At 26.8% G+C, this 22,551-nt stretch carries 30 protein-coding genes; 10 read left to right on the top strand and 20 right to left on the bottom strand.

All coding sequences use genetic code 11. The features are described 5' to 3' along the window. Positions 1-54: 54 nt before the first annotated feature. From HA141_RS07995 to HA141_RS07985, 4 genes are all read right to left on the bottom strand, one after another. Complete coding sequence (locus tag HA141_RS07995) at positions 55-315, bottom strand: hypothetical protein (protein WP_209118628.1); 261 nt, start codon at positions 313-315, stop codon at positions 55-57. 46 nt (positions 316-361) lie between these two features. Then, on the bottom strand, positions 362-484 hold the full coding sequence (locus HA141_RS09755) for a hypothetical protein (protein WP_257471681.1): 123 nt from the start codon (positions 482-484) through the stop codon (positions 362-364). Positions 485-554: 70 nt separating this feature from the next. Beyond that, a complete protein-coding gene (locus HA141_RS07990) occupies positions 555-824 on the bottom strand; it encodes a hypothetical protein (protein WP_209118626.1) in 270 nt (89 codons plus the stop codon). 230 nt (positions 825-1,054) lie between these two features. Beyond that, complete coding sequence (locus HA141_RS07985) at positions 1,055-1,408, bottom strand: hypothetical protein (protein WP_209118624.1); 354 nt, start codon at positions 1,406-1,408, stop codon at positions 1,055-1,057. Positions 1,409-1,754: 346 nt separating this feature from the next. Here HA141_RS07985 and HA141_RS07980 point away from each other — a divergent pair, with 346 nt between their 5' ends. From HA141_RS07980 to HA141_RS07965, 4 genes are all read left to right on the top strand, one after another. Beyond that, on the top strand, positions 1,755-2,090 hold the full coding sequence (locus HA141_RS07980) for a hypothetical protein (protein WP_209118622.1): 336 nt from the start codon (positions 1,755-1,757) through the stop codon (positions 2,088-2,090). A 2-nt stretch (positions 2,091-2,092) separates the two neighbouring features. Further along, positions 2,093-4,579 carry an Hsp70 family protein gene (locus HA141_RS07975; protein ID WP_209118620.1) on the top strand — a complete coding sequence of 829 codons (2,487 nt, stop codon included), beginning with the start codon at positions 2,093-2,095 and terminating at the stop codon, positions 4,577-4,579. A gap of 8 nt (positions 4,580-4,587) precedes the next feature. Then, complete coding sequence (locus tag HA141_RS07970) at positions 4,588-6,591, top strand: tetratricopeptide repeat protein (RefSeq protein ID WP_209118618.1); 2,004 nt, start codon at positions 4,588-4,590, stop codon at positions 6,589-6,591. A gap of 186 nt (positions 6,592-6,777) precedes the next feature. Further along, complete coding sequence (locus tag HA141_RS07965) at positions 6,778-7,296, top strand: S24 family peptidase (RefSeq protein WP_209118616.1); 519 nt, start codon at positions 6,778-6,780, stop codon at positions 7,294-7,296. A 35-nt stretch (positions 7,297-7,331) separates the two neighbouring features. On the opposite strand, the gene HA141_RS07960 is transcribed toward HA141_RS07965, so the two are convergent. Next, positions 7,332-7,784 carry a hypothetical protein gene (locus tag HA141_RS07960; protein WP_209118614.1) on the bottom strand — a complete coding sequence of 151 codons (453 nt, stop codon included), beginning with the start codon at positions 7,782-7,784 and terminating at the stop codon, positions 7,332-7,334. Between the two features lie 292 nt (positions 7,785-8,076). On the opposite strand from HA141_RS07960, the gene HA141_RS07955 reads away from it, so the two are divergent. Further along, positions 8,077-8,385, top strand: a complete 309-nt coding sequence (locus HA141_RS07955) for a hypothetical protein (RefSeq protein ID WP_209118612.1) — start codon at positions 8,077-8,079, stop codon at positions 8,383-8,385. Positions 8,386-9,335: 950 nt separating this feature from the next. Here the strand turns inward: HA141_RS07955 and HA141_RS07950 are convergent. The 9 genes from HA141_RS07950 to HA141_RS07915 form a co-directional block, all read right to left on the bottom strand. Then, the gene (locus HA141_RS07950; protein WP_209118610.1) at positions 9,336-10,190 is read right to left on the bottom strand and encodes an LOG family protein; all 855 of its coding nucleotides are present in this window, start codon (positions 10,188-10,190) and stop codon (positions 9,336-9,338) included. 1 nt (position 10,191) lies between these two features. After that, the gene (locus HA141_RS07945; RefSeq protein ID WP_209118608.1) at positions 10,192-10,710 is read right to left on the bottom strand and encodes a hemagglutinin; all 519 of its coding nucleotides are present in this window, start codon (positions 10,708-10,710) and stop codon (positions 10,192-10,194) included. 79 nt (positions 10,711-10,789) lie between these two features. Further along, entirely contained in the window at positions 10,790-10,936 is a 147-nt protein-coding gene (locus HA141_RS07940) for a hypothetical protein (RefSeq protein ID WP_209118606.1), read from the bottom strand. A gap of 202 nt (positions 10,937-11,138) precedes the next feature. Then, on the bottom strand, positions 11,139-11,396 hold the full coding sequence (locus HA141_RS07935; protein WP_209119248.1) for a hypothetical protein: 258 nt from the start codon (positions 11,394-11,396) through the stop codon (positions 11,139-11,141). A 130-nt stretch (positions 11,397-11,526) separates the two neighbouring features. Continuing rightward, on the bottom strand, positions 11,527-11,652 hold the full coding sequence (locus HA141_RS09750; RefSeq protein ID WP_257473171.1) for a hypothetical protein: 126 nt from the start codon (positions 11,650-11,652) through the stop codon (positions 11,527-11,529). A gap of 503 nt (positions 11,653-12,155) precedes the next feature. Then, positions 12,156-12,311 (bottom strand): hypothetical protein, encoded by a 156-nt coding sequence (locus tag HA141_RS07930; protein ID WP_209118604.1) that lies wholly within the window; start codon positions 12,309-12,311, stop codon positions 12,156-12,158. A gap of 76 nt (positions 12,312-12,387) precedes the next feature. Beyond that, a complete protein-coding gene (locus tag HA141_RS07925) occupies positions 12,388-12,591 on the bottom strand; it encodes a hypothetical protein (protein ID WP_209118602.1) in 204 nt (67 codons plus the stop codon). Positions 12,592-12,934: 343 nt separating this feature from the next. Then, positions 12,935-13,144: a hypothetical protein gene (locus HA141_RS07920; protein WP_209118600.1), complete on the bottom strand. Its 210-nt coding sequence runs from the start codon at positions 13,142-13,144 to the stop codon at positions 12,935-12,937. A 1,658-nt stretch (positions 13,145-14,802) separates the two neighbouring features. Then, a complete protein-coding gene (locus HA141_RS07915; protein ID WP_209118598.1) occupies positions 14,803-15,189 on the bottom strand; it encodes a DUF3804 family protein in 387 nt (128 codons plus the stop codon). A gap of 287 nt (positions 15,190-15,476) precedes the next feature. On the opposite strand from HA141_RS07915, the gene HA141_RS07910 reads away from it, so the two are divergent. Next, the gene (locus HA141_RS07910) at positions 15,477-15,671 is read left to right on the top strand and encodes a hypothetical protein (protein ID WP_209118595.1); all 195 of its coding nucleotides are present in this window, start codon (positions 15,477-15,479) and stop codon (positions 15,669-15,671) included. A 30-nt stretch (positions 15,672-15,701) separates the two neighbouring features. On the opposite strand, the gene HA141_RS07905 is transcribed toward HA141_RS07910, so the two are convergent. Further along, positions 15,702-16,082, bottom strand: coding sequence for a DoxX family protein (locus tag HA141_RS07905; protein WP_209118593.1), 381 nt, complete (start codon positions 16,080-16,082; stop codon positions 15,702-15,704). A 129-nt stretch (positions 16,083-16,211) separates the two neighbouring features. Between HA141_RS07905 and HA141_RS07900 the strand changes: the two genes are divergently transcribed. Beyond that, a complete protein-coding gene (locus tag HA141_RS07900) occupies positions 16,212-16,688 on the top strand; it encodes a carbon storage regulator CsrA (RefSeq protein ID WP_209118591.1) in 477 nt (158 codons plus the stop codon). Between the two features lie 3 nt (positions 16,689-16,691). Here HA141_RS07900 and HA141_RS07895 read toward each other — a convergent pair whose 3' ends face one another. Together HA141_RS07895 and HA141_RS07890 are read right to left on the bottom strand one after the other, a co-directional pair. Further along, positions 16,692-17,141, bottom strand: coding sequence for a hypothetical protein (locus tag HA141_RS07895; RefSeq protein ID WP_209118589.1), 450 nt, complete (start codon positions 17,139-17,141; stop codon positions 16,692-16,694). A gap of 189 nt (positions 17,142-17,330) precedes the next feature. Next, positions 17,331-17,489, bottom strand: a complete 159-nt coding sequence (locus HA141_RS07890) for a hypothetical protein (protein ID WP_209118587.1) — start codon at positions 17,487-17,489, stop codon at positions 17,331-17,333. A gap of 346 nt (positions 17,490-17,835) precedes the next feature. Here HA141_RS07890 and HA141_RS07885 point away from each other — a divergent pair, with 346 nt between their 5' ends. Continuing rightward, the gene (locus HA141_RS07885) at positions 17,836-17,979 is read left to right on the top strand and encodes a hypothetical protein (RefSeq protein ID WP_209118584.1); all 144 of its coding nucleotides are present in this window, start codon (positions 17,836-17,838) and stop codon (positions 17,977-17,979) included. Positions 17,980-18,168: 189 nt separating this feature from the next. Beyond that, complete coding sequence (locus HA141_RS07880) at positions 18,169-18,840, top strand: pectate lyase (RefSeq protein ID WP_209118582.1); 672 nt, start codon at positions 18,169-18,171, stop codon at positions 18,838-18,840. 184 nt (positions 18,841-19,024) lie between these two features. On the opposite strand, the gene HA141_RS07875 is transcribed toward HA141_RS07880, so the two are convergent. Beyond that, complete coding sequence (locus tag HA141_RS07875) at positions 19,025-20,224, bottom strand: LptF/LptG family permease (protein ID WP_209118580.1); 1,200 nt, start codon at positions 20,222-20,224, stop codon at positions 19,025-19,027. Between the two features lie 893 nt (positions 20,225-21,117). Here HA141_RS07875 and HA141_RS07870 point away from each other — a divergent pair. Beyond that, positions 21,118-21,324, top strand: a complete 207-nt coding sequence (locus tag HA141_RS07870) for a high light inducible protein (RefSeq protein WP_209118578.1) — start codon at positions 21,118-21,120, stop codon at positions 21,322-21,324. Between the two features lie 478 nt (positions 21,325-21,802). Here the strand turns inward: HA141_RS07870 and HA141_RS07865 are convergent, their stop codons facing one another. Together HA141_RS07865 and HA141_RS07860 are read right to left on the bottom strand one after the other, a co-directional pair. Next, complete coding sequence (locus HA141_RS07865) at positions 21,803-21,943, bottom strand: high light inducible protein (protein WP_209118576.1); 141 nt, start codon at positions 21,941-21,943, stop codon at positions 21,803-21,805. Continuing rightward, the gene (locus tag HA141_RS07860) at positions 21,943-22,050 is read right to left on the bottom strand and encodes a high light inducible protein (protein ID WP_011132751.1); all 108 of its coding nucleotides are present in this window, start codon (positions 22,048-22,050) and stop codon (positions 21,943-21,945) included. Before HA141_RS07860 ends, HA141_RS07865 begins: the two co-directional genes overlap by 1 nt. Between the last annotated feature and the right edge of the window lie 501 nt (positions 22,051-22,551).

Genomic DNA, 22,551 nt, shown 5'->3' with positions numbered 1-22,551 from the left:
ATTTATTAAATCTTTATTCATCAGACCACATCATATCTTGGTAAGCGTTTCAATTTATTCAACTGGAGTTAGTGAATAACAAATGTCTTTATAACCATTTTCTTTATCCCACTCTTTCATCTCTGGAGTACTTGTAGCAGCAGCAAATCCTTCTAAATCTTTGACTTTAAGTATCAAGTGACTTTTATGGTCATTTACCTTGATGAGTTCATATTCTTCGACATATTTATGTCCCTCCTTTTCATGGAAATCGGCTACAAATTTATCGAAATTTTCAAAAGAACAATCAAAAGTAGAAACTATTAAGGTATTCATAAAAAAGAGGGTTTTATCCCTCTATGTTAGATCGACTGTCAATCAATTAGTAATTAATTAATTTTCTTTTTCCATCTCTAGTTTCTACTTTATTTATTCTTAACCCTATAAAAGCAGCCCAAATAACTGCAAATAAAATTGGTAAAAAAATGATTGCAAGTTTCATCATTGTTTTAATCCTGTTATTTCTCAAAAGAATAACCTTTAAATAAATAGGAAAAAATAGGTACTTTATCTAATTAAGCAGCATCATATTCTTTATCATCTTCAAGCTCTCTCATAAATCTTTTATCTAATAAGTAATTGTCTATGAGCTCTGCTGCCATCTGTATCTCAGCAGCAGGTTCTTGTAGATCTTTGTCTAATAAGTAATTGTCTATAAGCTCTAGATTGTTATTTTCATTAATTTGTTTATCGCTGTTTAATAGTTCTCTTATGTAGTTATATACAAGCTCTTGATCGTATCCACTTTCTCTAATTTCTTTCAACATTTCTTCTGGAATTTCCATAATCGTTAACCCCCATGTGACAGTTTTTTAGAGCAAATTAGAGCCAATATACTCATACTTACGAAAAAATAAGGAAAAAGCAAGAAAATTGGCAAAAAATCGAGGTGTATAAATCTAGTATTCGCAATCATTTATGGAAAAAGGTTGGAAGAAGAGTTCTATATTTAGGAGCTATTTTTTATACTTAATAGACATCTGCCAATAAGAAAGAGGTGCAAGTAGCAAGCGTTTCATTTATTTAGTTGCATATAAACCCAACCTAAAAAAACAAATCCGTGAGCCATATTTAAAAATATAAATGCTAGACCTGAAGCAAGTGTTGTTAAAGAGACAAATGTTCTTTGAGCAGAAGTTAATGAAGCCTCTTGTTCTTTATTTAAGTAAAAGAACTCTCCTGTTTTTAAAATACTATTTAAATGAAATAAGGTTAGTGGATAGAGAATTAAAAAAACACCACGAATAGAAGATTCACCATCTTTACCCCATCCTTCCCCAGTAAGAAGATACCGTCCACTGTTTAAATAAAAAATCCACCAAAGAATACCTAATATATTTTTCCAATATTTATTTAAAAACTTCACCATTTAAAAAGATGGTTTTTATCACTCTATGTTAGATCGACTGTCAATCGCGAAAAGTGTGGACGAGGTGTGGACGGAATTTATCTGATTTTTGAGATCCATTGCTATGACTACTGGCACATGGTTCATTAGCCAGTAGCTAGGTTCCTTTTGTGGCATGGGATCTCGGTTAAATTTAAAAGTTTGAATGAAGTAAGAATAACATTCTTCAATATGAATTTATTATCCATAAAATTTCTAATATTGAAATTTTTAGTAATCCTATAATTTAATTGCATAAATATTTATTTCTTTTAATTTGGAATCCAAAGATAAACTTATCGTTTATTATTATAAAAAAATTTTAAAATTGAAGAACCAAATAATTGATCTAGCTATTGAATCTTGGCGATTGTCAAAATTTACTGAAGAATTAATAGAAGATAGAGACATAACTGATCAAGAAAAATTTAATAGGAAGGTCTTATGGTTTAACGATAAATTAGAAAATATTCTAGAAACTTTAAATATTAAACTTGTTAACTTAGAAGATAGTAAATTTGATATTGGGATGCCTGTTAAAGCAATTAATATTGAGGAGTTTAAAGGTACTGAAGAGCTTGTAATTACAAAAATGTTAGAGCCAGTTGTTATGTGTGGTGATTTGCTTGAAAGATCTGGTACAGTTTTGATTGGACTTAATTAATTATGAAAAATTTTATTGGAATTGATTTAGGAACCACTAATAGTTCTATCTCTTCTTTTGATGGAGATAAAGTAAAGATTTGGAAAAGTCCAGAGCAAAACGATATAACTCCTTCAGTAATTTTTATGAATAAAAGAACAAAATATTATGGACAAAGAGCTTATGATAATGAACCTTTTAACTCCGAAAATACTGCAAAACTTTTTAAGCGTTTTATGGGGACAAGCACAAAAATAGAATTTCCAGCATTGGAATTGAGCAAAACTCCAGAAGAATGTTCTTCAGAAATCTTAAGTGTTTTATATGGTTATCTACCAGAAGAAATGAGAAATTCAGATGATACATTTTCTGTAATAACAGTCCCAGCAGCTTTTAATCAAGTACAAAAAACAGCTACATTAAAGGCTGCTTCCATGGCAGGCATAGGAAAAGTTGCTCTCATGCAAGAACCTATTGCAGCTGTAATGAGTGTGATGAGGTCAGATAACTCAGATGGCATTTTTTTGATATTTGATCTTGGCGGAGGTACTTTAGATATTGCCATTGCTGAGAGTATAGATGGATCTGTATCGCTCCTTTCACATGGAGGTATTGCGATGTGTGGAGGGAGAGATTTCGATAGATTATTAGTTAAAGAAGTTATAAAACCATGGCTAGAGGAGAACTTTGTGCTACCCAAAAATTTTTCTAATATGAAGGATTATGCGACTTTGATTAAGTTATGTAATTGGGCTGCTGAAAAAGCAAAAATTGAACTTTCTTCAAAACATAATTCTTTAATTACACTTTCAGAAAATGAAATAAGATTAAATGATCTTGATGGAGAGCCTTTATATCTTGATATCCCAATTGATAGAAAAATTTTTAATTCAATTATTGAGGAATATTTGGAGCAAGCAATTGATTCAATTAGACAAACATTAAAAAAAGTTGGTTTAGAAGAGGAGGATATACAAAAGATTGTATTTATTGGGGGACCGACAAGCTATAAACCTCTTAGGGACAGAATTACATCATCCCTAAATATTGAAGGAAGTACAGAATTAAATCCTATGACTGCAGTATCAGAAGGGGCATCAATATTTGCCGAATCTATTGATTGGGATTCTATAAATAGAGAACGAAAACGAAGTTCTGCAGAGATTAATGATATTGGCGAATTGAGCTTAAAATTTAACTACCTTGCTAGAACTCCATCTAAACAATCAAGGCTTAGAATTTCTCTGGAGAAAGATGCCCCTAAAAATATTGAATTGGAAATTAAAAGTAAAGATACTGGATGGTCATCGGGAAGAATAAAAGTTGAAGATGGCACTTCATTGGAGTTGCAACTTTATAAAAGTGGTATAAATAGATTTTTGGCTTCAGTTTTCGATGAGAATGGAACTGAAATAAAAATAAAGAATAATGAGATTTCAATTACTAAAACAGCAGCATCTATTGATGGAATACCAGCATCTCACTCAATTGGTGTCGAAGTTCTTGATAGATTAGGCGGAAACTCTACTCTTGATTTTATTGTCAAAGAAGGTGATCTTCTCCCAAAAAAAGTAAAAAAGATTTTCAAAACCAGCCAATCTCTTCAGGCAGGTAAAACTGGATTTATAAAAATAAAGCTTTGGGAAGGAGAAATAAAATCACCAATATATGACAATAGATATATTGGTAATTTAGAAATAACTGGAAATGATTTTTATGAAGGATTTATCCCTGTAGGTTCAGATTTAGAATGTGAATTTGAAATCTTAGACTCTGGGAATATAGTAATTGGATTAAAAATACCTTCAATTGGCGAAATATTTAATAATAAAAATTTTTATTCTATTCAAGATGGTAAGTACACCTCCGAAACAATGTATGACTTAGCTCAAGATCAAGTAGAAAATCTTATGGTGCGCTTAGAGCAACTTGAAACTGTAATAACAGATGAAAAAATCCAGAAAGCTAAACAGAAAGTTGATTATATAAGTAAAAATAAAGTCAATGTAAATGATCCCGAGGATGTTCAAAAATCTTTAGAAAATGTTCAAGAGAGCAAAAAATTACTTGCTGAAGTGAGGCAAGAATATCTAAGAGATATTCGTAAATTAGATTTAAAAAAAGCTATGAATACCTTTAATAATTATTCTAAAGAATATTCAACTACATCTGAATCTAATAAAGTTGAAACTCTTTATAATTCAGCAAGTAAAACTATCGAATTAGATAATAATAATTTTGAGTTATCTTTAAATCAAATTCATCAAATAAATTTTAAAATTCTTTGGCGTCAAGATGAATTTATTATTAGAAAATTTAAGGAATTTGAAAATTCACCTCATCTCTTTTTAGATAAAGAGAATTATAGAAAACTAATAGCTGAGGGAAATGAAATGATATTTAAAGAAAATACAATGAATTTAAGAAAAATTCTTAATTCTCTCTGGGAGTTAGTTATATATGATGATGACGAGAATAGGTTGGATGATGCAAATATTTTGAGGGGTTAAAACTAAAAATGGATTTAAATGACAATCCTTTTTATTTATTAAAAGCAAAAACTACTGACGACAAAAGAAAGTTATTAAAACTTTCTGAAGAAGCTCTTCTAAATAATGATTCATCAAAAATTAACTCAGCTAGACTTGTGTTAAGTAGTCCTAAGAGAAGAATTTTTGCAGAATGTTCTTGGTTTTTAGGTGAAGATAATAAAAATCTAAATAGGATTTTAGAATCTATTAAAAATATAAATATAAAAAAAATTGATTTTGATTTAACTAATTTATCTGCGGCTAATTTTTTTGCTTATTCAATTTTAAATTCAGATTTACATGAAGATGGTTTATTTTTAATAAAAAACCTGATTATTTTTTTTGATTTTATTGATAGTAAAAAAGTACTTGAAGCAATTAATCAGGATAGAAAAATAAGCAATATAAAACTTGTTAATGAAGCTAAAGACTTAAATGAAGAGCTTAATAATTTGAGGAGATTTTATATATCAACAATAAATAAATTCTTTGATAAATTAACTATTTCTGAATATTCTAATTTTTTTTCAAATATAATTTACGACTTATACTCTGATAGCAAATATGAATATAACTTACTTCCAGAATTAGTAGATAGATATGAATTAAATGCGAAACAAATTATTGATGAAGGGGAAGTTAAAATATCAATGCAAATTGACGCTATAGAAAAGTATATTTCGCCCAAATTTTATAAAGGAAGCCTTTCACTTAGTTTAATGACAGATAAGTTAATTAAATCCATAGATGAATGGGTAAGATATGTAAAACCGATCCAAATAAATTTTGAACAAAGAGGGCTTGTTCATTCACAAAGTAGGAATTTAGCAGTTGTTCTTAGAACACTTGTTGGAAATATTTCTGATCTGGATATCGATTTATCTCTTGAAATATCAATAGATTTAAAAAGATTATTTATTGAAGTTTCAGAAATAAAAGATTTGATTAGCCAAGATATAAATGCATTAACCATAGCCGGAGCAAAAATAAAAGTCAAAAAAACTAAATTTAAAAATAAAAAAATCAAGGAGAAAACTGAATCAAAATCTAAATCAAAAACGCAATCAAAATCTTTGAAAAAAAAATATAAAAACTTTTCTGAAGTAAGAAAGAATAATAAAAATAAAAAGGATAGAAAAAATATATATACAATTTTTAATGAATTTAAATCTTTTTTAAAATCAGAAAAAACTTATCTTATAAAATTATTTTTAGGTATTAGTATTGTATTCTTAACAATATATTTTTATGGTAAACAATACGATAACTTTAATCCGATAGTAATTAGAAATTCAAAAATTCGTGAAACTGATAATAAATCAGACTTTCTTTTTAGAGGTAATAAACAGTATAAGGCTAAAAATTATAAATCTGCTATAGCACATTATGAAAAAGCTTTAACTCTAGATCCCAATTATTTTAAAGCTATTTTCAATCTGGGATTAGCTCTATACTATTTGGATAATTATGATGAATCTATTTCTTATTTTAGAAAAATAATATCTGGGAAATTCGAAAATTTTGAAAAAAGAGATGCATATCTGAAACTTGGAGATAATTTGTTTCTACAAAAAAATTATCAATTATCAACAGAAGCATATACTAATGCAATTAAATTAGATAGATCCTTTTCTAAAGCATACTTGGGTAGGGGGAGAAATTATTTGAAATTAGAAGATTATGATTCTGCTGAAAAGGATTTATTAAAGTATACAAATTCAGGTATTAGAAATTGGTATGCATATCAATTGCTTGGCGATACATATTTTTATAATAAAAAGTATCAACAATCTATTTTTTATTATGACTTAGCAATTAAATATGCAGATAAAAATATAGATAAATCAATTACTTACTTTTATAGAGGATTCTCGAAAAAAAATCTCAACAAAATAAGTGATGCTTGTCAAGATTTTGATATTGCTTTGAAATTATCACCAGAAAACAAAAATATAGAAAAAATTTATCAAAAAAACTGTAATAAAGAATAATGTAATTTAAGTTCTATGATCTTTAAATTGTTTAAAAAGATTAATAAAAATGTTAAATATATAGGTTTATACCTTTTAGTAATAATTTCGTTTCTTTTCGTAAAAGAAATAATTTTTTATTTGTTTGATAGTAACTCTTTCTTATTCTTGTTGGGTTTTTTATTTCTTCCATCTTTTGTTTCTACTATGCTTATTTCAATTACTCCTCCTGCGTTATTTTTAAGTTATTTAATTTATTATCCTCTTAATAAGTTATTTAAAAACTGGCCTTATTGGCAAAAAAAGACAGCCGATTACAAAGATTTTAGATGGCTATTGTTTTTTACTTTAAAAAATATCTACTTATCACCTTTGAATTTTTTCGATCCTATTTATAGATTAATAATTAATAGACTATTAAAACATAGAACTATAATTTTGGGTTTTGATTCTATGGAACCTACAATTTGTAAAGAAGATATTATAGTTTATAAGTTATTTAATAAAAATCATGCAGATTTAGATATTGGAGAAATAGTCATTTGTAGATACAAATTAAATATATTAATAGGTCGTATTTATTCTATTAAAGACGAATTTATATTAATTGCACCTGATAATAAAAAATATTTGAATTATTATTTAGAAAATTTTTCAATACCAATAAATAATATAATTGGTATTTATCTTTTTCATAATCCTAATTTAGAGCTAAATAAGAAATGATGGAGATTTTTATTTTAAATTTTTTTGAAGCTAATTTATGATCCTTTAAAAAATTCTCTTTCCCATTTGATTTTAAGATTATTCATCGCTTTTTTATATCTTAGAACTTTCTTTTGCCATGGAGATAAGAAAAGGAAAATTAATCCTATATTCAAAATAAATATTGGCAGGATAATAATATTAATTAAAACTAAATTCCAAGGTCTTTCTACTACAAAAAATATCCAATATTTTGGTTTTTCAGGTAAAAATATTCCTTGGGATTTACCCCATTCAACACATGCTTTCAGCTCATTATCAATAATTTCAAATTCGTTTTTATAGATCTGAAATCTCCATTTAAACCAGCTGAAAGAGATTAATGCAGGGAATAGCCAATACCTAAGAAAAATCATATTTTTCTTTTTTTTAATATTAACTTCAAACATAGTTTTATTCATCATTAGTGATGAATAAAAGTTTTTGATTATTTCTAAATTGTTATTCATCAAACAAACTTATTGGCTATGGGTTAACTCTCTTTGATCCAAATTCAATATGAATTTTCGTCATTATTTATAAATTAAATCTTAAATTCGGCAGAGAAACTTATAAACGAGTGGGTAATACATAAGTTATATAAATCAACAAAAGTAGTCTATATTACCAATTTAGTAAATCTGTTTTAAAATCCATATTTTTGTCCTTGAAAACCCTCTAAAAAATACTTTTTCTTGAAATAAAGATTGACAAGACATTCATAAAAAAAACTTCTATAAAGCATTAACTTCTTTTATGTATATGTTTCTAACAAACAAGTCTCGTTTAAAAATTAAAGACATTTTGAAAAGGATTTCACTAGATGCACATGTTTCATTGGAGGAAAGAATTTATGTAGAAAAGTTTTCAAAACATAATTCAACTATATGGACATGGCTTAAGAAAGCTAACAGCTTGAGAAGATATGGGAAACAAAATTCAGACGGAATAAATGGACTAATCCAGAATCTTGGGCTTGATGGTTTAGAAACTGAAAATCATTTTGATCCAAAAAATGATGATCTTGCTGATTGGTTTAAAGGATCTCCTGATTGGGTAAGAAGGAGCTGATTACCCTTAGTTTAAAATTAAAGACTTAGATTTTAACCCAAAAAACAAGTACTTTTATCAATAAAATAAATTCAATTAATAATGAAATAAGGATTTCCCTCAACTTCTCTTGTAGAACAATCGCACATTAGAAATTAACACATATGATTTGACCATAAGTTAGTTTCCCTTCAATTCAAAACATATCAAACCAACTACCAATTATATTTTGAATTTTAAGTTTAATTGGATTTCTGAAATTCTTAATTTATCTGCTTTCTAAATTTGTTATCTAGTATTACTTCTAGAAAATAATAAAGAGTTTTAATACATAAAACATTAATTATTAATCAATCCGTTCTAAATATTTCACTATATTCATAATCAGTAAGTAACCCATATTGTGTTTTTAAATAAATTAATTCCAAACTAATAACTCTCAAAATAGAAATCTAATCTTAAAAGTTAAGTTCCACCAAAACTAAAAATAAGGAGTATAAGGTACTTCTGTTTTTAATGAATCTCCGTAGTAACTTTCAGCTGACTTTAATAGGATCCAATAAATAAAATTCAGAAATGATTTTTCCATAGGAACATCCATAGATACCTATAATAATTCAAATCATAATTTCAAATAAAAACATCGTAGAAAATACTTAATTTAAGAGATTTAGATTTTCTTAATTAATTTGTGATGTTTAGGTTTGTATGAAATGCTACTAAAGCTTGTTTTATCAATCGATTTGGTAATATTGCTTATTGATTCCTTTAATTTCTGAAGATATATTAAATAAATTATAAAAGTAAGAAATTTATGAGTACTCAAAAAAGCCAAAGCCATAAAAGACAAGAGCAAAATAATACAGAATGGTTAGATGAATTAATCAATAAGATTGAAAGCATGAAAAACAAAATATCAAATACTTATTAATAATTCTTCTACATTTGTTATCAAGTCAGCTTGTAGTTTTCTAGGCTGACTTTTTTGACGATTTGATAATTTTCCATGCTTCTGTTGCAGTGTCTGCATATTGGAAAAGATTTAAATGTTCATCTTCAATTAATCCATGATCAGCTAAATATTCAAAGTTAATTACCTTATTCCAATACTCTCTACCAAAAAGTATGATTGGGATTTTAGTTTTCATTCCTGTTTGACAAAGTGTCAATAGTTCAAATAATTCATCTAGTGTTCCAAAACCTCCAGGAAAAAATACGGCAGCTACTGATCGCATAACAAAATGGATCTTTCTTAATGCAAAATAATTAAATTTAAAGCAAAGACCGGGAGTTATAAAAGCATTTGGTATTTGTTCATTAGGGAGACTGATATTTAACCCTATAGACTTACAATTTGCTTCAAATGCACCTCTATTAGCAGCTTCCATAATTCCTGGTCCCCCACCTGTAACAATCACATGAGAATTACAGTTTTTATTTTGATTATTAATTGAAGCAAGTTTAGAAAACTCCCTTGCAGATTGATAGTAATTACTCATTAGAAGCAAATTTTCTAATCTATTTAAATTTCGTTTTAGAAGTATCGATTTATGATTTTTTTCAATTAATTCTTTTATATTTTCAATTCTCTTTTTTGTATTTGATTCTTCTGCAATGCTTGCGCCTCCAAAAATAATTATGGTTGAAAGAATTTTATTTTCTTCAAGGATTAAATCTGGTTTGGTAATTTCAAGAAGCATTCTAACTCCACGCATTTCATTTCGGCTTAGTAGGCCAATATCTTCGTGAGCCAATTTATAAGTATCAGAATTAATAATTAAATTCAGGTTTTTTAAATTATTACTATGAGATATATGTTTTTTCATTTCAAACAAGAGTTTTAACTTTTCTTTCTAGAGGATTAAAATAGATTCTTTTGATTTTGTTATTTTCGTAAATCCAATAAACAGGCGGACTTTTTCTTGCCTTAATTAAATTAATTTTGTCTAATTTTTGAGGGATAAATTCTTTAGCAGGATCAAAAAATTTATCTCTTTTGGGTTGGTTTAAAACAATACTACCTTCTTTCCCTGAGATAGATCTGTGATAAGTTCCTGTAGGAATTTCTAATGCTCCCATAGATCTATTTAAATAAATCACATGATGAGGTTCATCCCAGGAAGGATTTATTAAAACAAATTTCCTTTCTCCAGTGATAACTAAATTGTGGTCAATTTGATGATTGTGAACGTAATATTGCTCATCTTTTAAATCATCTGGAGGAGATATAGCTTCCCCAGAATGGATCACAACATCAGAACCATTAGAACTATCTATGCCTGCATCAAAGAATGTGACTTTTGGAGTCTCTCTAAAAATATTTATTGGGAAGAATCTTAATTCCATAGTGCTAACTCCCTTTTAGAAAATTTATAAAAACAAATAAAAATTTGTTTACGTTTAAAAAACAGCTATTTTTTGATTTCTAATTGCAACAAACCAAGCAATCTTCTTGATTTGGATAATCTAAACATTCTTTGTTTAAAGTTTGTTGTAAGAAATCTAATTTCTTAACATAATCAAGATCTTTTAATTCTTTTTTTGGAACCGTGAACTGAGTTTGTAGTTTCATTTTCTATTCTCCTAATTAATACTGTTTTTTGAATCCATTCCAAGTTTGAGAAAACCTTAATCCCAGATAAGAAATTAAAATTGTCCAAAATAAAATTTCTATACCTAAATTAGTCATTCGCTTGGCCTCCTTTCTGTCTGATTATTTTTTAGTACGGGTATTATGTAAAAATCAAGCGTAAGAATACCTAAAAGTTAAATTTTTAATCACAAAAAATCTTGCAATGGTTGTTACTCGGATGTTCTGCACATTCGTTATTCCAATAAGCTTCAATTTCTTCGAGCTTATTATCAAATGAAAGGTTTTTTTTATCCAAATTAATTTCTTGGATAGTAAATGTGTCATTTAGTGCCATAGGACTTACCTCTTGACTACACCTATGTTCTAGTTCATTTAAATAGTAAATTTCAAGTTTTATGTGTGCGGTTAGAGGAACAAAATTGTACGGATTAAGGATCAAAAAAAATCTCAAATTATGAATAATTGTAAGGAAAATATCTTCAAAAAATTTATTCCACCTTTAAAAATTTTGTGTAAATTTTGCTAGAAATTATATTCTTTTAATACCTTTTTAGGTCTGCCAGTATATATCATTCATCTAATCTATCTGCATATTCTCTTAATATCTCAGCCATCTTCTTAGGTGGAATTTCTTGTTGATATTCTCTACATAAATCAAAAAATTTATCTAAGAAATCTTTCATTGAAGAGGACATAAAAATTAGCGTTTCATTTTAAAAGTAAAGTATGCAAACCCACCAAACAATAAAAGACTCATAACTCCATAAGTAATCGCTATGGTGTACATGTTGGTCATTTATTTATAAAGACATAAGCAGAATATAAATAAACTAAGAAAACTCCAATAGTAATGGAACTTCCATAAATAAGAAAGTTCCAAAATCTATATAATTTAGGTTTTTTAAATTCTTTTTCTTCTTCTTTAATAATCATTTATTTTCTTTTTCTTCTCTTGCAGCATTACCTTTTGCTCTTAATACCAAAGTTATTGTAAGGGCAGCGCTTAATATCACAGTATCAATTAATAGGTGCGGGGAAATATTCATTAGCAGAAAAGAGAAATAAGAATAGTCATTATCTTTTAATAAATAAATCTATAAACTTTAAAAAAGAGGGGTTCATCCCTCTTAGTGTAGATCGACTCTCAATCACTGTCTATTTTAGCTTTTTAGCTTCTCTTAATAAAATAGTATTTTATTTAGCCAGAGCAAGAAAAGGCACCTGCAAAAATATTTTTAAAAATTGGGGCTTGACCCAAGGCATACAAAAAGAAAGTTGATGATGCGAGAGTAATAGTTATTTTAGAAGCCCTATTAACCTTCAAATTTGAGACTTTTGCAAATGCAGAGTTCATTTGTTTCTTAATTTAATGAACTTATAATACCCGCAAAAATTAAATATTCAGCATCAATATTTACCAAATAATAATTTTATTGCTCCTTTTTCTCAGCTTGCATTTTTACTAGTTCAAATTCTTTTTTAGAAACTATTCTAATTTTGTATGCTGGATATCTTGTCTTCCACCATTTATTGATCGAAATAGCTACTCCTTCTAAATCTTGGGCACAAATATTCACCCATAAAATCTTACTCTTAACTTCTTTGTAGAATTCCCAACTTGTAGGTGAAGCCATTCAAAATCGCAAATGAAAAAATTTATAATTGTTGAAAAAATTCCATAAATTTAGGTATATGGTCCATGAGCTAAAACTTTTGTTTTTTTAATAAGATGAATTATTTGAAGATATAGGGTTTTCATTAAGTAGTAATAAAAAACTCTAAACAAAAGATTTTTTCACTTTCGCTTTCTAGGAAAGTATTACTTTTATTTTAGAACGAGTTTCAATTAAAAAATGTCTCCGCGAAGAAGGGGCCAAAAATTGGCCCCTCTTGGTGAAACTCTTCCAAAGAAACACCATTAAAATCTTACTCTGCAAGCTGCAAAGTTAAACAAATTAAAAAATCAAGGTTAACAATTTATGCGGCCTTTTTAAAAGGGTTCATATGCCTTAAAAAGTTATTACTTTTGCAAGAAGTCATTTTTCTATATCTTTGATTTATCTCAAGGATATATTTCCTGGCTTTCTTATCACTTTCGATTTTCTTTTTTCGAAGACGTAAAGCCCTTAAATCTTCTATTGACATGAGGCCATCATCTTCGTTGGAATTCAAATGATTAAATTGCATCAGTTTAAGAAATTAAGTATCTTCTTTAAGTGCAAGAATAACAACCTTATCTTTATTTGCAATAGAGATAATTAACTAAATTATCTCAAAAAGTTATTCAAGGTAAAGAAATCTATGAATTTAAATATTAAAAACTTCAAAAAAACTTTAAAGAATTAAGAAAAACTTTTGATTGAATTAAATGGGACTTCTATAGATGCAAATGATTCTCCATAATGAGATTCGGCTGATCTTATTAGTAGCCAGTAAAAGAAATTAACTAAAGCTTTTTCCACGAGGATTTAGTAACTAAGTTAAGATAACCTATTAATTTTGTATACGCAATATACAAAAAAAACTTATCAAGTAATTAAGATATTTATCTCTTGAAGCATAGATTTATATTGATCTAGAAAAATTTTCACTTTCAGAATTAAGGCGGCGGACTAAATCCTCGTGGAGTATTGGACTTTAGCCCGCTCTATTTTTGTAGCAAAAGAAAAATGGCACTGCAATGGAGCTAGAGGCCTAATTACTATATTTGATTCTGAATCAACCTTTATTGATTAATTAGATCAAGAGTATCTGAGCATATATTGGTGTTATTTATTGTATAGTTATGCTACAAGAACTTTGTTATATCAATAGATTCAGTATTTTTGCTCATTGATATATTCATTCTTGGAATAATATTATTATTGATGCCTACAGAAGGTTTAATTTTGAAAAAAATAATTAAATTTTTTAAACTATTTAAGAGAAGAATTGATATTTTAAATGCAGAGGCTGAATTAAAATTTATATTGGAAAATAAATAATGGGATTCCCGCATTGCCCCATTTGTGTAGTTCTAGCATCTTTTTCAGTTTTTATGGGAGTTACTCGTAGTTATATGTTCTTTATTCTTTTTAAGGAGTTCTTGAGAGCAGAATCCAAACTTAAATTGAAGTTAAGTTCCTACTAATTGTTGACATCTAAGTATAAATACTTTATAAATAGGATGTAGTAAATGCTACAAAATCGTCCGATCTACCATCTGATAGACCGCAGTACGACTCAAGCCATAGGACGGGGACTTGAGCAAGTTTAGGAGCTGCATCATGGTTAACATGTACTTCAATGGAAAGTCATTTGTATATTGTAGAAAACAAGAAGAAAAGGCGATAAAGCTTACTTACAGAGGATCTAGATACTTAAAATAAGATTTCTAATTTTTTTAAAAAATTTGTACATTTATTGGATTTTTTTAACTTAGTATTAATTAATACTTCATAAGAAAAACTAATTATAGAGATATTTTTTGCCTATCTAAAAATTCATATATCCGTATATTTTGTAACGAGAAATTAATTTAGAAATTACTAATTTGTAATCAGTTTTTAAAAGTTTATGCAACCTATTTCTGAAGAACTTTACAAAAAAATAGTTGAGAGTTCTAAAAAATGAGTAAGTTACTAATTGCTTTATTAGCTTTAGATATAGGTGTTAGTCTTTCTAAAGTTTATATTTTCACCTGAAAAACAAATTTCTTAGCAATAAAGAAGAAATTTATTTCAAAAAAAGGAAATAGTTATTAGGTATAGTTTATTTTTTACCATTTTATTTTATAAAATAAATAATTGAACCAACAAAGGAGCTACCTACTAGTAGTAAGACCATTAATAGGGCTATTAACTTTGCTAATCCCATAAAGATAAATCCGAATTCCCTGTAGATCTTTGCATCCAGTGAATTTTCCAAACATTATTTACTTTTTTAAAAATAGATGTGACTGTTGGTAAGTCATCATTAGGTGTACCTTTATAAGTAAATTTTGAACCTAGTGTAAAAATGCACATTACTATATTTTCGCTTAAAAATTCGAATCGGTGAATTTTGGTTATTTCTGCTTTTTCTTGAACTATATCACCAGTAATCATTTGTTTAAATCCTTTTGCATCTATAGGATTACCACTCGGCCTTATAAATAAAAAATCTGGAGTTGCGTTATCAACAAAAAATGAAGCCATTTTTTTGGGATTAGCAAACTCATTTAATAATAAAATAATTGTTTCTTTATCATTCATAAAAAATCAGATACATCTACCTTTTACTTTAGATCTATTATTTAAAATATACAAATCGAACTTGGATAATTTAAAAAAAATTCGTTAGTATATTTGAGAAAATAGGTTTGTAATGTAAACGATCATGAATTCATTAAACAAATTATTGCCCGTTAGAAAAAAGGTCAAAAAATATTTGCCTTTCTTTATTGGTTTTAAATTACTTACATTTACTGGCTTTCTTACTTATGTAATGAATCGCTAATTGATATAGCCTTAACAATAATCTTTAATTAAATTAAGATCTAGTGAATAAAGAAGAAAGAATAAAACGATTCAAATCTTTGTCTAGTAGTGAAAGACAAGAATTGATCTTAATGAAGATGAAAGAAAGAGGGATAGAGGTAGGTAGTGGAATTCCTAATAAAAAATATAATAGTAAAGAAGTTTATGAATTAATCCTTATTTCAAAATGCTTCTCAGAATTCAGAGATAAAAAATAATAAATATTTGGGCTTACTTTATTAAGCTATTTATGTTGGCTCCCTTAATGCAGAAATAATTAATCCACCTATCAAACCGAGATTCATAAGAACTGCTCTTTGATGGAGAGGGAATAAATGAAAAATTATTGTTGTTGGAATAAGAAAAAGTAATAAAAAAAACGAACCAATTTTTTGGTTTTCTCCAAATATAAAAAATCCAGAACCCAAGATAAGACATATAATCGCCCCTACTAGAAGAATTGACGAAATTGGATCAGGAATACCTTTTGAAGAAATATATTCAACTGTTCTTTCAAAACCATTTATTTTGCCTGGTATAGCTGAGATAAATATTGCCGAAATTGATAATCTTGAAAAAAAATCTAGAAAAGATTTGAAACTTTTATTTTTGAAGATAGAATTTTTCATTTTTTATTATAAAAAAGGTTTGCTAAGGTAATAGAATTCTTCCTAATGTGACTATATAAAAGATAATAAAGAGCATGTTTTGAAATTTCTTTTTTTTTTATGTAATAATAAATTTAACCTAAATTATAAATGTTTAAGAATTTAATTTTATCTTTTTTTTTATTTATTATTTCTTTCATAACTATTTATCCCTCAAATAAAGAAAACACTAATTTAATTGCTTATTGTTATTCTCTTGAAAAGTTACTCTCTAGAAATTCATTAGAAAAAAGTAAGAGCGTTTCTAAGAAGTATAAGACTTTTGCAAAAGATATTATTTTGTTTAGTACAAATAAAACTAAAGGAAGCTTAGTTAATAAGATAATTGATCAATATAAAAATTCCAAGAATTCATTAATTATAAGTATTGTGCCTAATAAAATTTATTGTTTGGCAGGATATTGGATTGAGGAGGTAAATCCAGGAACATTTCAAGCTATTTTCTATGAGAAAAGCAAACAAAAGATTAATCAATACAAGAAAATTAGAAAAGAAGTCGATGAATTTATTAAAGATATTAATTCCGAATATAAATCTATAGAAAAAGAAATTAATAATTTCTTTTAAAAATTAAAATTCTTTTTCTAGATAAAATGAATTATCAGTTATTGTTGAATTATTTTTTTTAGATTGCGAAATAAAAATTAGTAGAAATCCAAAAAATAATATAAACCCAAAAATTGATAAAGAATAAATTAATTTTTTTGAGATATTAAACTTAAGTCTGCTTTCAAAAAGTTTTTGAAAAAAACGAAATTTTTTGTTTGATTCTAAAGAATATTTTTCTGCGCTCTTCTCAAGATAATCATAAGTAATTACTTCTTTTTCATTTACTTTAATATCTAATTGCATATGCTTTTCAGAAGCACCAACTTTGTAATTTGATTGTTCATAATAATATTCATGCAAATTCGAAATAGTTTTTAATTTTTTATTTTTAATATCAAGTTTAGTTTTTTCTAAATCATTATCAAACCATTCGTCATAGATAATAAAGTTGGGTTTGGCAAAATAAGACAAAATTCTTTTACAAAAAGTACACTAAGAAGATAGGTGAAAGAATAAAAAGAAGATTATTTTGTTAGTAAATTTCATAAAGCATGTTTCTAAATCATAATTAATTGTCATTATCTTAATTCAATTCAATTTTATTAAATTCCAATTTATAAATTATTGCATTACTTTCTAAAAGTTAATTTGCTAGATAATTTATTGTTTTAAAGTTCTCGTGCCACCATAGGAATACTTACTATGCTTTGAAATAATATTCCAACACTCTTTACAACAAAAAATCCATTTTGGATGAATTATGGATTTAACCCTATAATGAACTCTATCTGGCTTATTACATAAATCGCATTTTTTCATTTAATTAAACTTTTATTAAAGAATTTTTTAATACTTACAAAATAAAATTTATAAGATTCACGAAAAGGTTTTTAAAGATTTCATTATATTGGAGCACTCTTCATCTACTTAAGCAAAGCAGTGGTTATGACGAGTGCAAATCTCTGAAATAAATCAACTTATTACTTATTAAAAATATCATTTTTTTAAAGCTTAAACTCCTTAATATTTTTGATAAGAGGCAATTCGCATAACAATGCTTTAGTTCTCAAATTTTATTGGATTATACATGTGAACTAGAACTTTAAAAAGAAACTCACAGATGTTAATGAATCGACTTTATTATAGATTTAGAAATTTTTGCATTATGAACATTTACTTATTTTGGATATTATTTTTAGCGCTCTGGGCAATTGTTCCTCTAATGATTATTAAGGGAAGAGTTGATGAATCACCTAAACTTCAGTCCACCCCAAATGTAAAAGCAAAGAAAAAAGGTTGGTTTAATTAAAGATAAATTTGAATCTAATTTGATTATCTAAAAGTAATCTTGAATTTTGTAGAAATGATTATTATTGCTTTATAGACCTGACAAAAAATCCTAACAATATAAAAAAATCTAATATTTACGATGAAAAAAATCTTTACTTAATTAAATCATAGGTTTAAAATTATGCTGATAAATTAAAATTTAAAATAAATGTCTGAAATAAAAACACCTTGGGGTTCAATATCCTCAAAAGTTAGTTTATTTCCAATTTATTATTTGATATTTATTTATGGTTTTGTGTATATATTACCATTTGGAAAAAATCTTTTTGGAACTACTTGGTTTGATTTATTGAAAAAAGAAGATGGACCTTTGGAATGGTTGCAGTTTAGTCAATTTTTTATATCCTCATTAATGGGACTTTTTATTTATTATAAGTCAAAAAAAAAGAGATCAATTGATGCGTTGATTTGGTTATTTTTTAGTATATTTTGTTTCCTAATTTCTGCGGAAGAAATTAGTTGGGGTGAAAGGATTACAGGTTTTTCATTAAATTCAATATCAGAGTTAAGTATTCAAGGTGAGACCAATTTTCATAATCTTCCTTTTTTTCATAATATTCTTCTTGATCCACTATTACATGTTTTATGTATCTTCTTTGGATGGGTGGGATGGAGAAAATGGCCTAACTTAAATTCTTTGCCGAGTAAAAAATATAGCTTGTTTTTTCTATTTGTGTCTTTATTTTTTGCTTATTATGATATTTCATGGGCATCAACTGTTGAACATATTAGAAATGATCAAGAGATTTTTGAATTTCTCTTATCTACTGGAATATTTTTGCATTTTTGGGGAGAATTTAAAATTATTAAAAACCACTAAAAAATAATTTTTATATCTCCTAATAGATTATTAATATCTATTTTAAAGAGAAAGAGTTTTAAGATAGTTAAAGAATTAATCAATAAAATTGAAAACTTTTAATATTCAGAATTTAAATTCAAAGGTCATTTAAAAAAAAATTTGTTTTGCTAAAAAAATAATTTTGTTGGTTTTATTTATTTAATTATATGGAAGTTCTTCTTAAAAAATAAAATCCACCGCCTATAGAAGTTACTACTGGAAACCATGCTGCAATTACTGGAGGGAGTAATCCCTTGACACCAAAAGAACTGCATATAAATGACATAACATAATAAACTAATATAAGAATTACACTCAGTCCAAAACCCTGACTTTTTGAAGACCTTAAATTGGATTTACATCCCAAAATACTACCTATTAATCCAAAGACCAAACATGCACAAGGTAATGTGAATTTTTCTTGAATTCGTACTTGAATCTTTCTAATTTGTTTAATATCTCCTATCTTTTTATATATTCTTTCAGCTTCTAAAGCTTCTTTTAAAGACATATCACTTGCATCCTTTGGCACTTTTGCAAGATCCAATGGCCCTTCAACGAAAGGGTATGTGTATTGTTTGAATCTAATATTTGTCGTTTGACCAAAAGAGTCTGTTGAAACAATACTTCCATCTGTAAATACCCAAGAAGAATTATCTTTATCGAAGATTGCACTATTTGCAGTGAGGATCTGCTTTACATTTTCTCTGGAGAAGTCTAAAACTGTAACTTCTTTCATGATATTGTTTTCAAACTGAGAAGCATAGAAGATATGAGTTAGGAAAGTATTTATTTTAGTTGGCTGATTAGTAGGACTTATTCTTGAACCTTTTCTAGTAAAAATAATGTTATTTTTACTTTTCCCTTGATTAAAAGAACTTCCTATTCCAGACCTTAATGTCGATTCAGCAAGCTTATTACTATTGGGCACTAAATTATCATTGAAATAAAAAGTTAATCCCGTCATGAATATAGACACTGCAATAGCTGGAGCAATGATTCTTGAAGTCTTAATTCCTAATGACCTTAAAGCTAATAATTCAGAATTAGCTGATAGTTTTCCATAAGATAATAGTGTTGACAATAAAACAGCCATTGGAAATGATAACACTAAAAAGCTAGGAAGACTATAAATTAAAGCTTTTAAGGCTTCTAATAAAGGTAAGCCATACTCAACTATTTTTCTTATCAAATCAAACATTACACCTACCGAAAGAGAAATCACAGTAAAAGCAGAAATGGCAAATATCATAGGAGGTATTATTTGCCCTAATAACCATCTATCTATTAGAGGCATTGAGTGCCAGGGAGTTATTATTTTGTTAATGGCTTTATTAATTAGTGAGTGATTTGAAATTTTCAAAAGGGTTTATTAAATTTGTACAATTTTTTTAAATTATAAAATACTAATCATTTAGAAACCAATATAAGTTTTGTGATTAATCGGAATTTTCTACATTATGGATGTTCCAAATAAATTATAAAAATTATTTATTAATACTTGCATTAATACAAATAATTTGGTTTTTTTAAAAAAAGTAGAAATTAATGAAAAACAAAAATTTATTAAAAGAATGTAAGTGCTTGCATTGTCAGCAAAAATTAGAGCAAGTCAATAATTCAAGATCATATTGGGAAAAATTAACTTTAAGTAAGAATCTAATCTATTTTTTTTCGTAGTAATGCATAAATAGGCAATTATTTTCTCTTATATTATTTAATGAACTGATAAAAGTTTTAAAATTAACCGGTTTTTTTATTTATTTTGTAGATTCTATTTTCTTTATTAAAAAGAAAAAGGATAATAAAAATACATAAGGGAATAAGTATAAAATCTAAGGACATATTTTTATTAAATCTATCTTCTATTTAGCAAAAAAATAAAATTAAGACAGTCTTTAAGATTTATTTTTAAAAAAATTTTTATTTTAAATATAAAAGTTATAAAATTAGTTATTTTATCTAAATGATTTTAAATTAAGAGAGCTTGCAAGTATCCTACCGGCAAGCTCATGACGACCCAGTTAAATCAAGATTTGTTGATTTAACCAGCTAAGCACTTCCTAAATGCTTTTTATATATTACTAAGTAATATTACTTAGTGTGAGTATAAATGCTTATCTAGCTAATATATCTTATTGCTTGACAAAAATGTCACATATTTATTAATAAATTCACGCCACTTAATAATTTATTTATTTCGGTTTACATAAATTAATATATATGTTACGTTAATTAACAATTAATAAATTTTAAATGTCTAATTCAGGAGTTACAACAGAGTCAGGTGGGAGACAAAATATGTTCCCTTCCGAAACTAGGCCCTATATAGATGAGTCTGTTTCTTATGAAGGATATCCTCAAAATGCAGAAAAAGTAAATGGTAGGTGGGCCATGATTGGTTTTGTTGCTCTTGTGGGTGCCTATATAACAACAGGACAGATTATACCCGGAATTTTTTAACAAAAATTTTGTCAACTAATTTTTCTTTATTTAAAAAGGCTTTTTTAATTTAAGCCTGAGAAAAGAAAAAACCAAATAAAAGTAATTGCATTAAGACTAAAAATTATCCCTAGAAAAATATAGACAAACTTTTTACCAATAAAAGCAGTCTCTGGTTCAAGTTTGACTCTCATGAATTTTCAAAGTTATTTTGAATAAAATAACATTTTCTTTTGAATTAATCTTAGGAATTTATATTAAAAGAAATGATTTAGTAATGATCAATATTTAAACTCTATCGTAAGGTTTATTTAAATTTAATTTCTGCATCAATTTAGTTCAATAATTACATTAATATCAACATTAAAAAAACTGTCTTAGTTTGAATTATTCTTGAGCAAACTTTAATTAGCAAAAAAAATTAAACTTTATTTAGAATTTAGTTGTAATTATGAAATTACTAAAAGTTTGAATATTGTGGGTTATTTTAAGGGTGTATTTAGATAAAACCTGGAATTATTTGACCTGTTGTAAGGTAGGCGCCCACAAGAGCTATAAAACCTAACATAGCAAATCTCCCATTTAGCTTTTCAGCTATGATTTTTTCCTTTTCTATAACTTTAGTTTCACTATTTTTCATTAGAACCAACCTGGAATTATTTGGCCTGTTGTGACATATGCACCAACTGCTGCAACAAATCCTAGCATTGCTGCCCAGCCATTAAATCTTTCTGCTTCTGGAGTCATTTTATAAATGTAATTGTAAACAATTATAACATATTTATTTACTAATGTAAAGAAAATTTATTTTAAAAACGTGAAAAGTCTTATTTATTCTCAGGTATGCGACAGATTTGTATCAATACATACTTTGTCGGTACTTTGATTTGTGATGCTTTTAAAAAATAAAATTCTGATTAAAGAATCATTTTATTTGACTATGATCCTCATTTAAAGCTAATTTAAATTAATATAATCACAAGAGTCAGCTAGTAGGGATACAGGCTGACTCTTAATTATTAGTTAAATCTTTAGTTTTAATAAAAAATATTTTTTATAAGTTAAATAATTGCTATCAGTTAAGTAGTTATATTAACGTTTAATGTCATTTGCAACATATTACATGCATTTTATTTTTGCAAGAATTCCTTTTCTAGTAAATTCTGATTTAATACTTTATATTTTGCCGGCCCTTACATTTTCAATACTATTCTTTAGTCTTAAAATAATGTTTTTTAAGACTCCTAA

The organism is Prochlorococcus marinus XMU1402, assembly GCF_017696205.1.
GTDB lineage: Bacteria > Cyanobacteriota > Cyanobacteriia > PCC-6307 > Cyanobiaceae > Prochlorococcus_A > Prochlorococcus_A marinus_AC.
Note: the sequence above shows the minus strand (reverse complement) of the source record. Positions and strands in the feature narration are given on the sequence as shown.

Excerpts from the sequence above, each read along its gene's own strand:
- HA141_RS07995 (WP_209118628.1), bottom strand. The coding sequence starts at position 315 with ATGAATACCTTAATAGTTTCTACTTTTGATTGTTCTTTTGAAAATTTC.
- HA141_RS09755 (WP_257471681.1), bottom strand. The coding sequence starts at position 484 with ATGATGAAACTTGCAATCATTTTTTTACCAATTTTATTTGCAGTTATT.
- HA141_RS07990 (WP_209118626.1), bottom strand. The coding sequence starts at position 824 with ATGGAAATTCCAGAAGAAATGTTGAAAGAAATTAGAGAAAGTGGATAC.
- HA141_RS07985 (WP_209118624.1), bottom strand. The coding sequence starts at position 1,408 with ATGGTGAAGTTTTTAAATAAATATTGGAAAAATATATTAGGTATTCTT.
- HA141_RS07975 (WP_209118620.1), top strand. The coding sequence starts at position 2,093 with ATGAAAAATTTTATTGGAATTGATTTAGGAACCACTAATAGTTCTATC.
- HA141_RS07970 (WP_209118618.1), top strand. The coding sequence starts at position 4,588 with ATGGATTTAAATGACAATCCTTTTTATTTATTAAAAGCAAAAACTACT.
- HA141_RS07965 (WP_209118616.1), top strand. The coding sequence starts at position 6,778 with ATGCTTATTTCAATTACTCCTCCTGCGTTATTTTTAAGTTATTTAATT.
- HA141_RS07960 (WP_209118614.1), bottom strand. The coding sequence starts at position 7,784 with ATGAATAACAATTTAGAAATAATCAAAAACTTTTATTCATCACTAATG.
- HA141_RS07955 (WP_209118612.1), top strand. The coding sequence starts at position 8,077 with ATGTTTCTAACAAACAAGTCTCGTTTAAAAATTAAAGACATTTTGAAA.
- HA141_RS07950 (WP_209118610.1), bottom strand. The coding sequence starts at position 10,190 with ATGAAAAAACATATATCTCATAGTAATAATTTAAAAAACCTGAATTTA.
- HA141_RS07945 (WP_209118608.1), bottom strand. The coding sequence starts at position 10,710 with ATGGAATTAAGATTCTTCCCAATAAATATTTTTAGAGAGACTCCAAAA.
- HA141_RS07940 (WP_209118606.1), bottom strand. The coding sequence starts at position 10,936 with ATGAAACTACAAACTCAGTTCACGGTTCCAAAAAAAGAATTAAAAGAT.
- HA141_RS09750 (WP_257473171.1), bottom strand. The coding sequence starts at position 11,652 with ATGTCCTCTTCAATGAAAGATTTCTTAGATAAATTTTTTGATTTATGT.
- HA141_RS07930 (WP_209118604.1), bottom strand. The coding sequence starts at position 12,311 with ATGAACTCTGCATTTGCAAAAGTCTCAAATTTGAAGGTTAATAGGGCT.
- HA141_RS07925 (WP_209118602.1), bottom strand. The coding sequence starts at position 12,591 with ATGGCTTCACCTACAAGTTGGGAATTCTACAAAGAAGTTAAGAGTAAG.
- HA141_RS07920 (WP_209118600.1), bottom strand. The coding sequence starts at position 13,144 with ATGCAATTTAATCATTTGAATTCCAACGAAGATGATGGCCTCATGTCA.
- HA141_RS07915 (WP_209118598.1), bottom strand. The coding sequence starts at position 15,189 with ATGAATGATAAAGAAACAATTATTTTATTATTAAATGAGTTTGCTAAT.
- HA141_RS07905 (WP_209118593.1), bottom strand. The coding sequence starts at position 16,082 with ATGAAAAATTCTATCTTCAAAAATAAAAGTTTCAAATCTTTTCTAGAT.
- HA141_RS07900 (WP_209118591.1), top strand. The coding sequence starts at position 16,212 with ATGTTTAAGAATTTAATTTTATCTTTTTTTTTATTTATTATTTCTTTC.
- HA141_RS07890 (WP_209118587.1), bottom strand. The coding sequence starts at position 17,489 with ATGAAAAAATGCGATTTATGTAATAAGCCAGATAGAGTTCATTATAGG.
- HA141_RS07885 (WP_209118584.1), top strand. The coding sequence starts at position 17,836 with ATGAACATTTACTTATTTTGGATATTATTTTTAGCGCTCTGGGCAATT.
- HA141_RS07880 (WP_209118582.1), top strand. The coding sequence starts at position 18,169 with ATGTCTGAAATAAAAACACCTTGGGGTTCAATATCCTCAAAAGTTAGT.
- HA141_RS07870 (WP_209118578.1), top strand. The coding sequence starts at position 21,118 with ATGTCTAATTCAGGAGTTACAACAGAGTCAGGTGGGAGACAAAATATG.
- HA141_RS07865 (WP_209118576.1), bottom strand. The coding sequence starts at position 21,943 with ATGAAAAATAGTGAAACTAAAGTTATAGAAAAGGAAAAAATCATAGCT.
- HA141_RS07860 (WP_011132751.1), bottom strand. The coding sequence starts at position 22,050 with ATGACTCCAGAAGCAGAAAGATTTAATGGCTGGGCAGCAATGCTAGGA.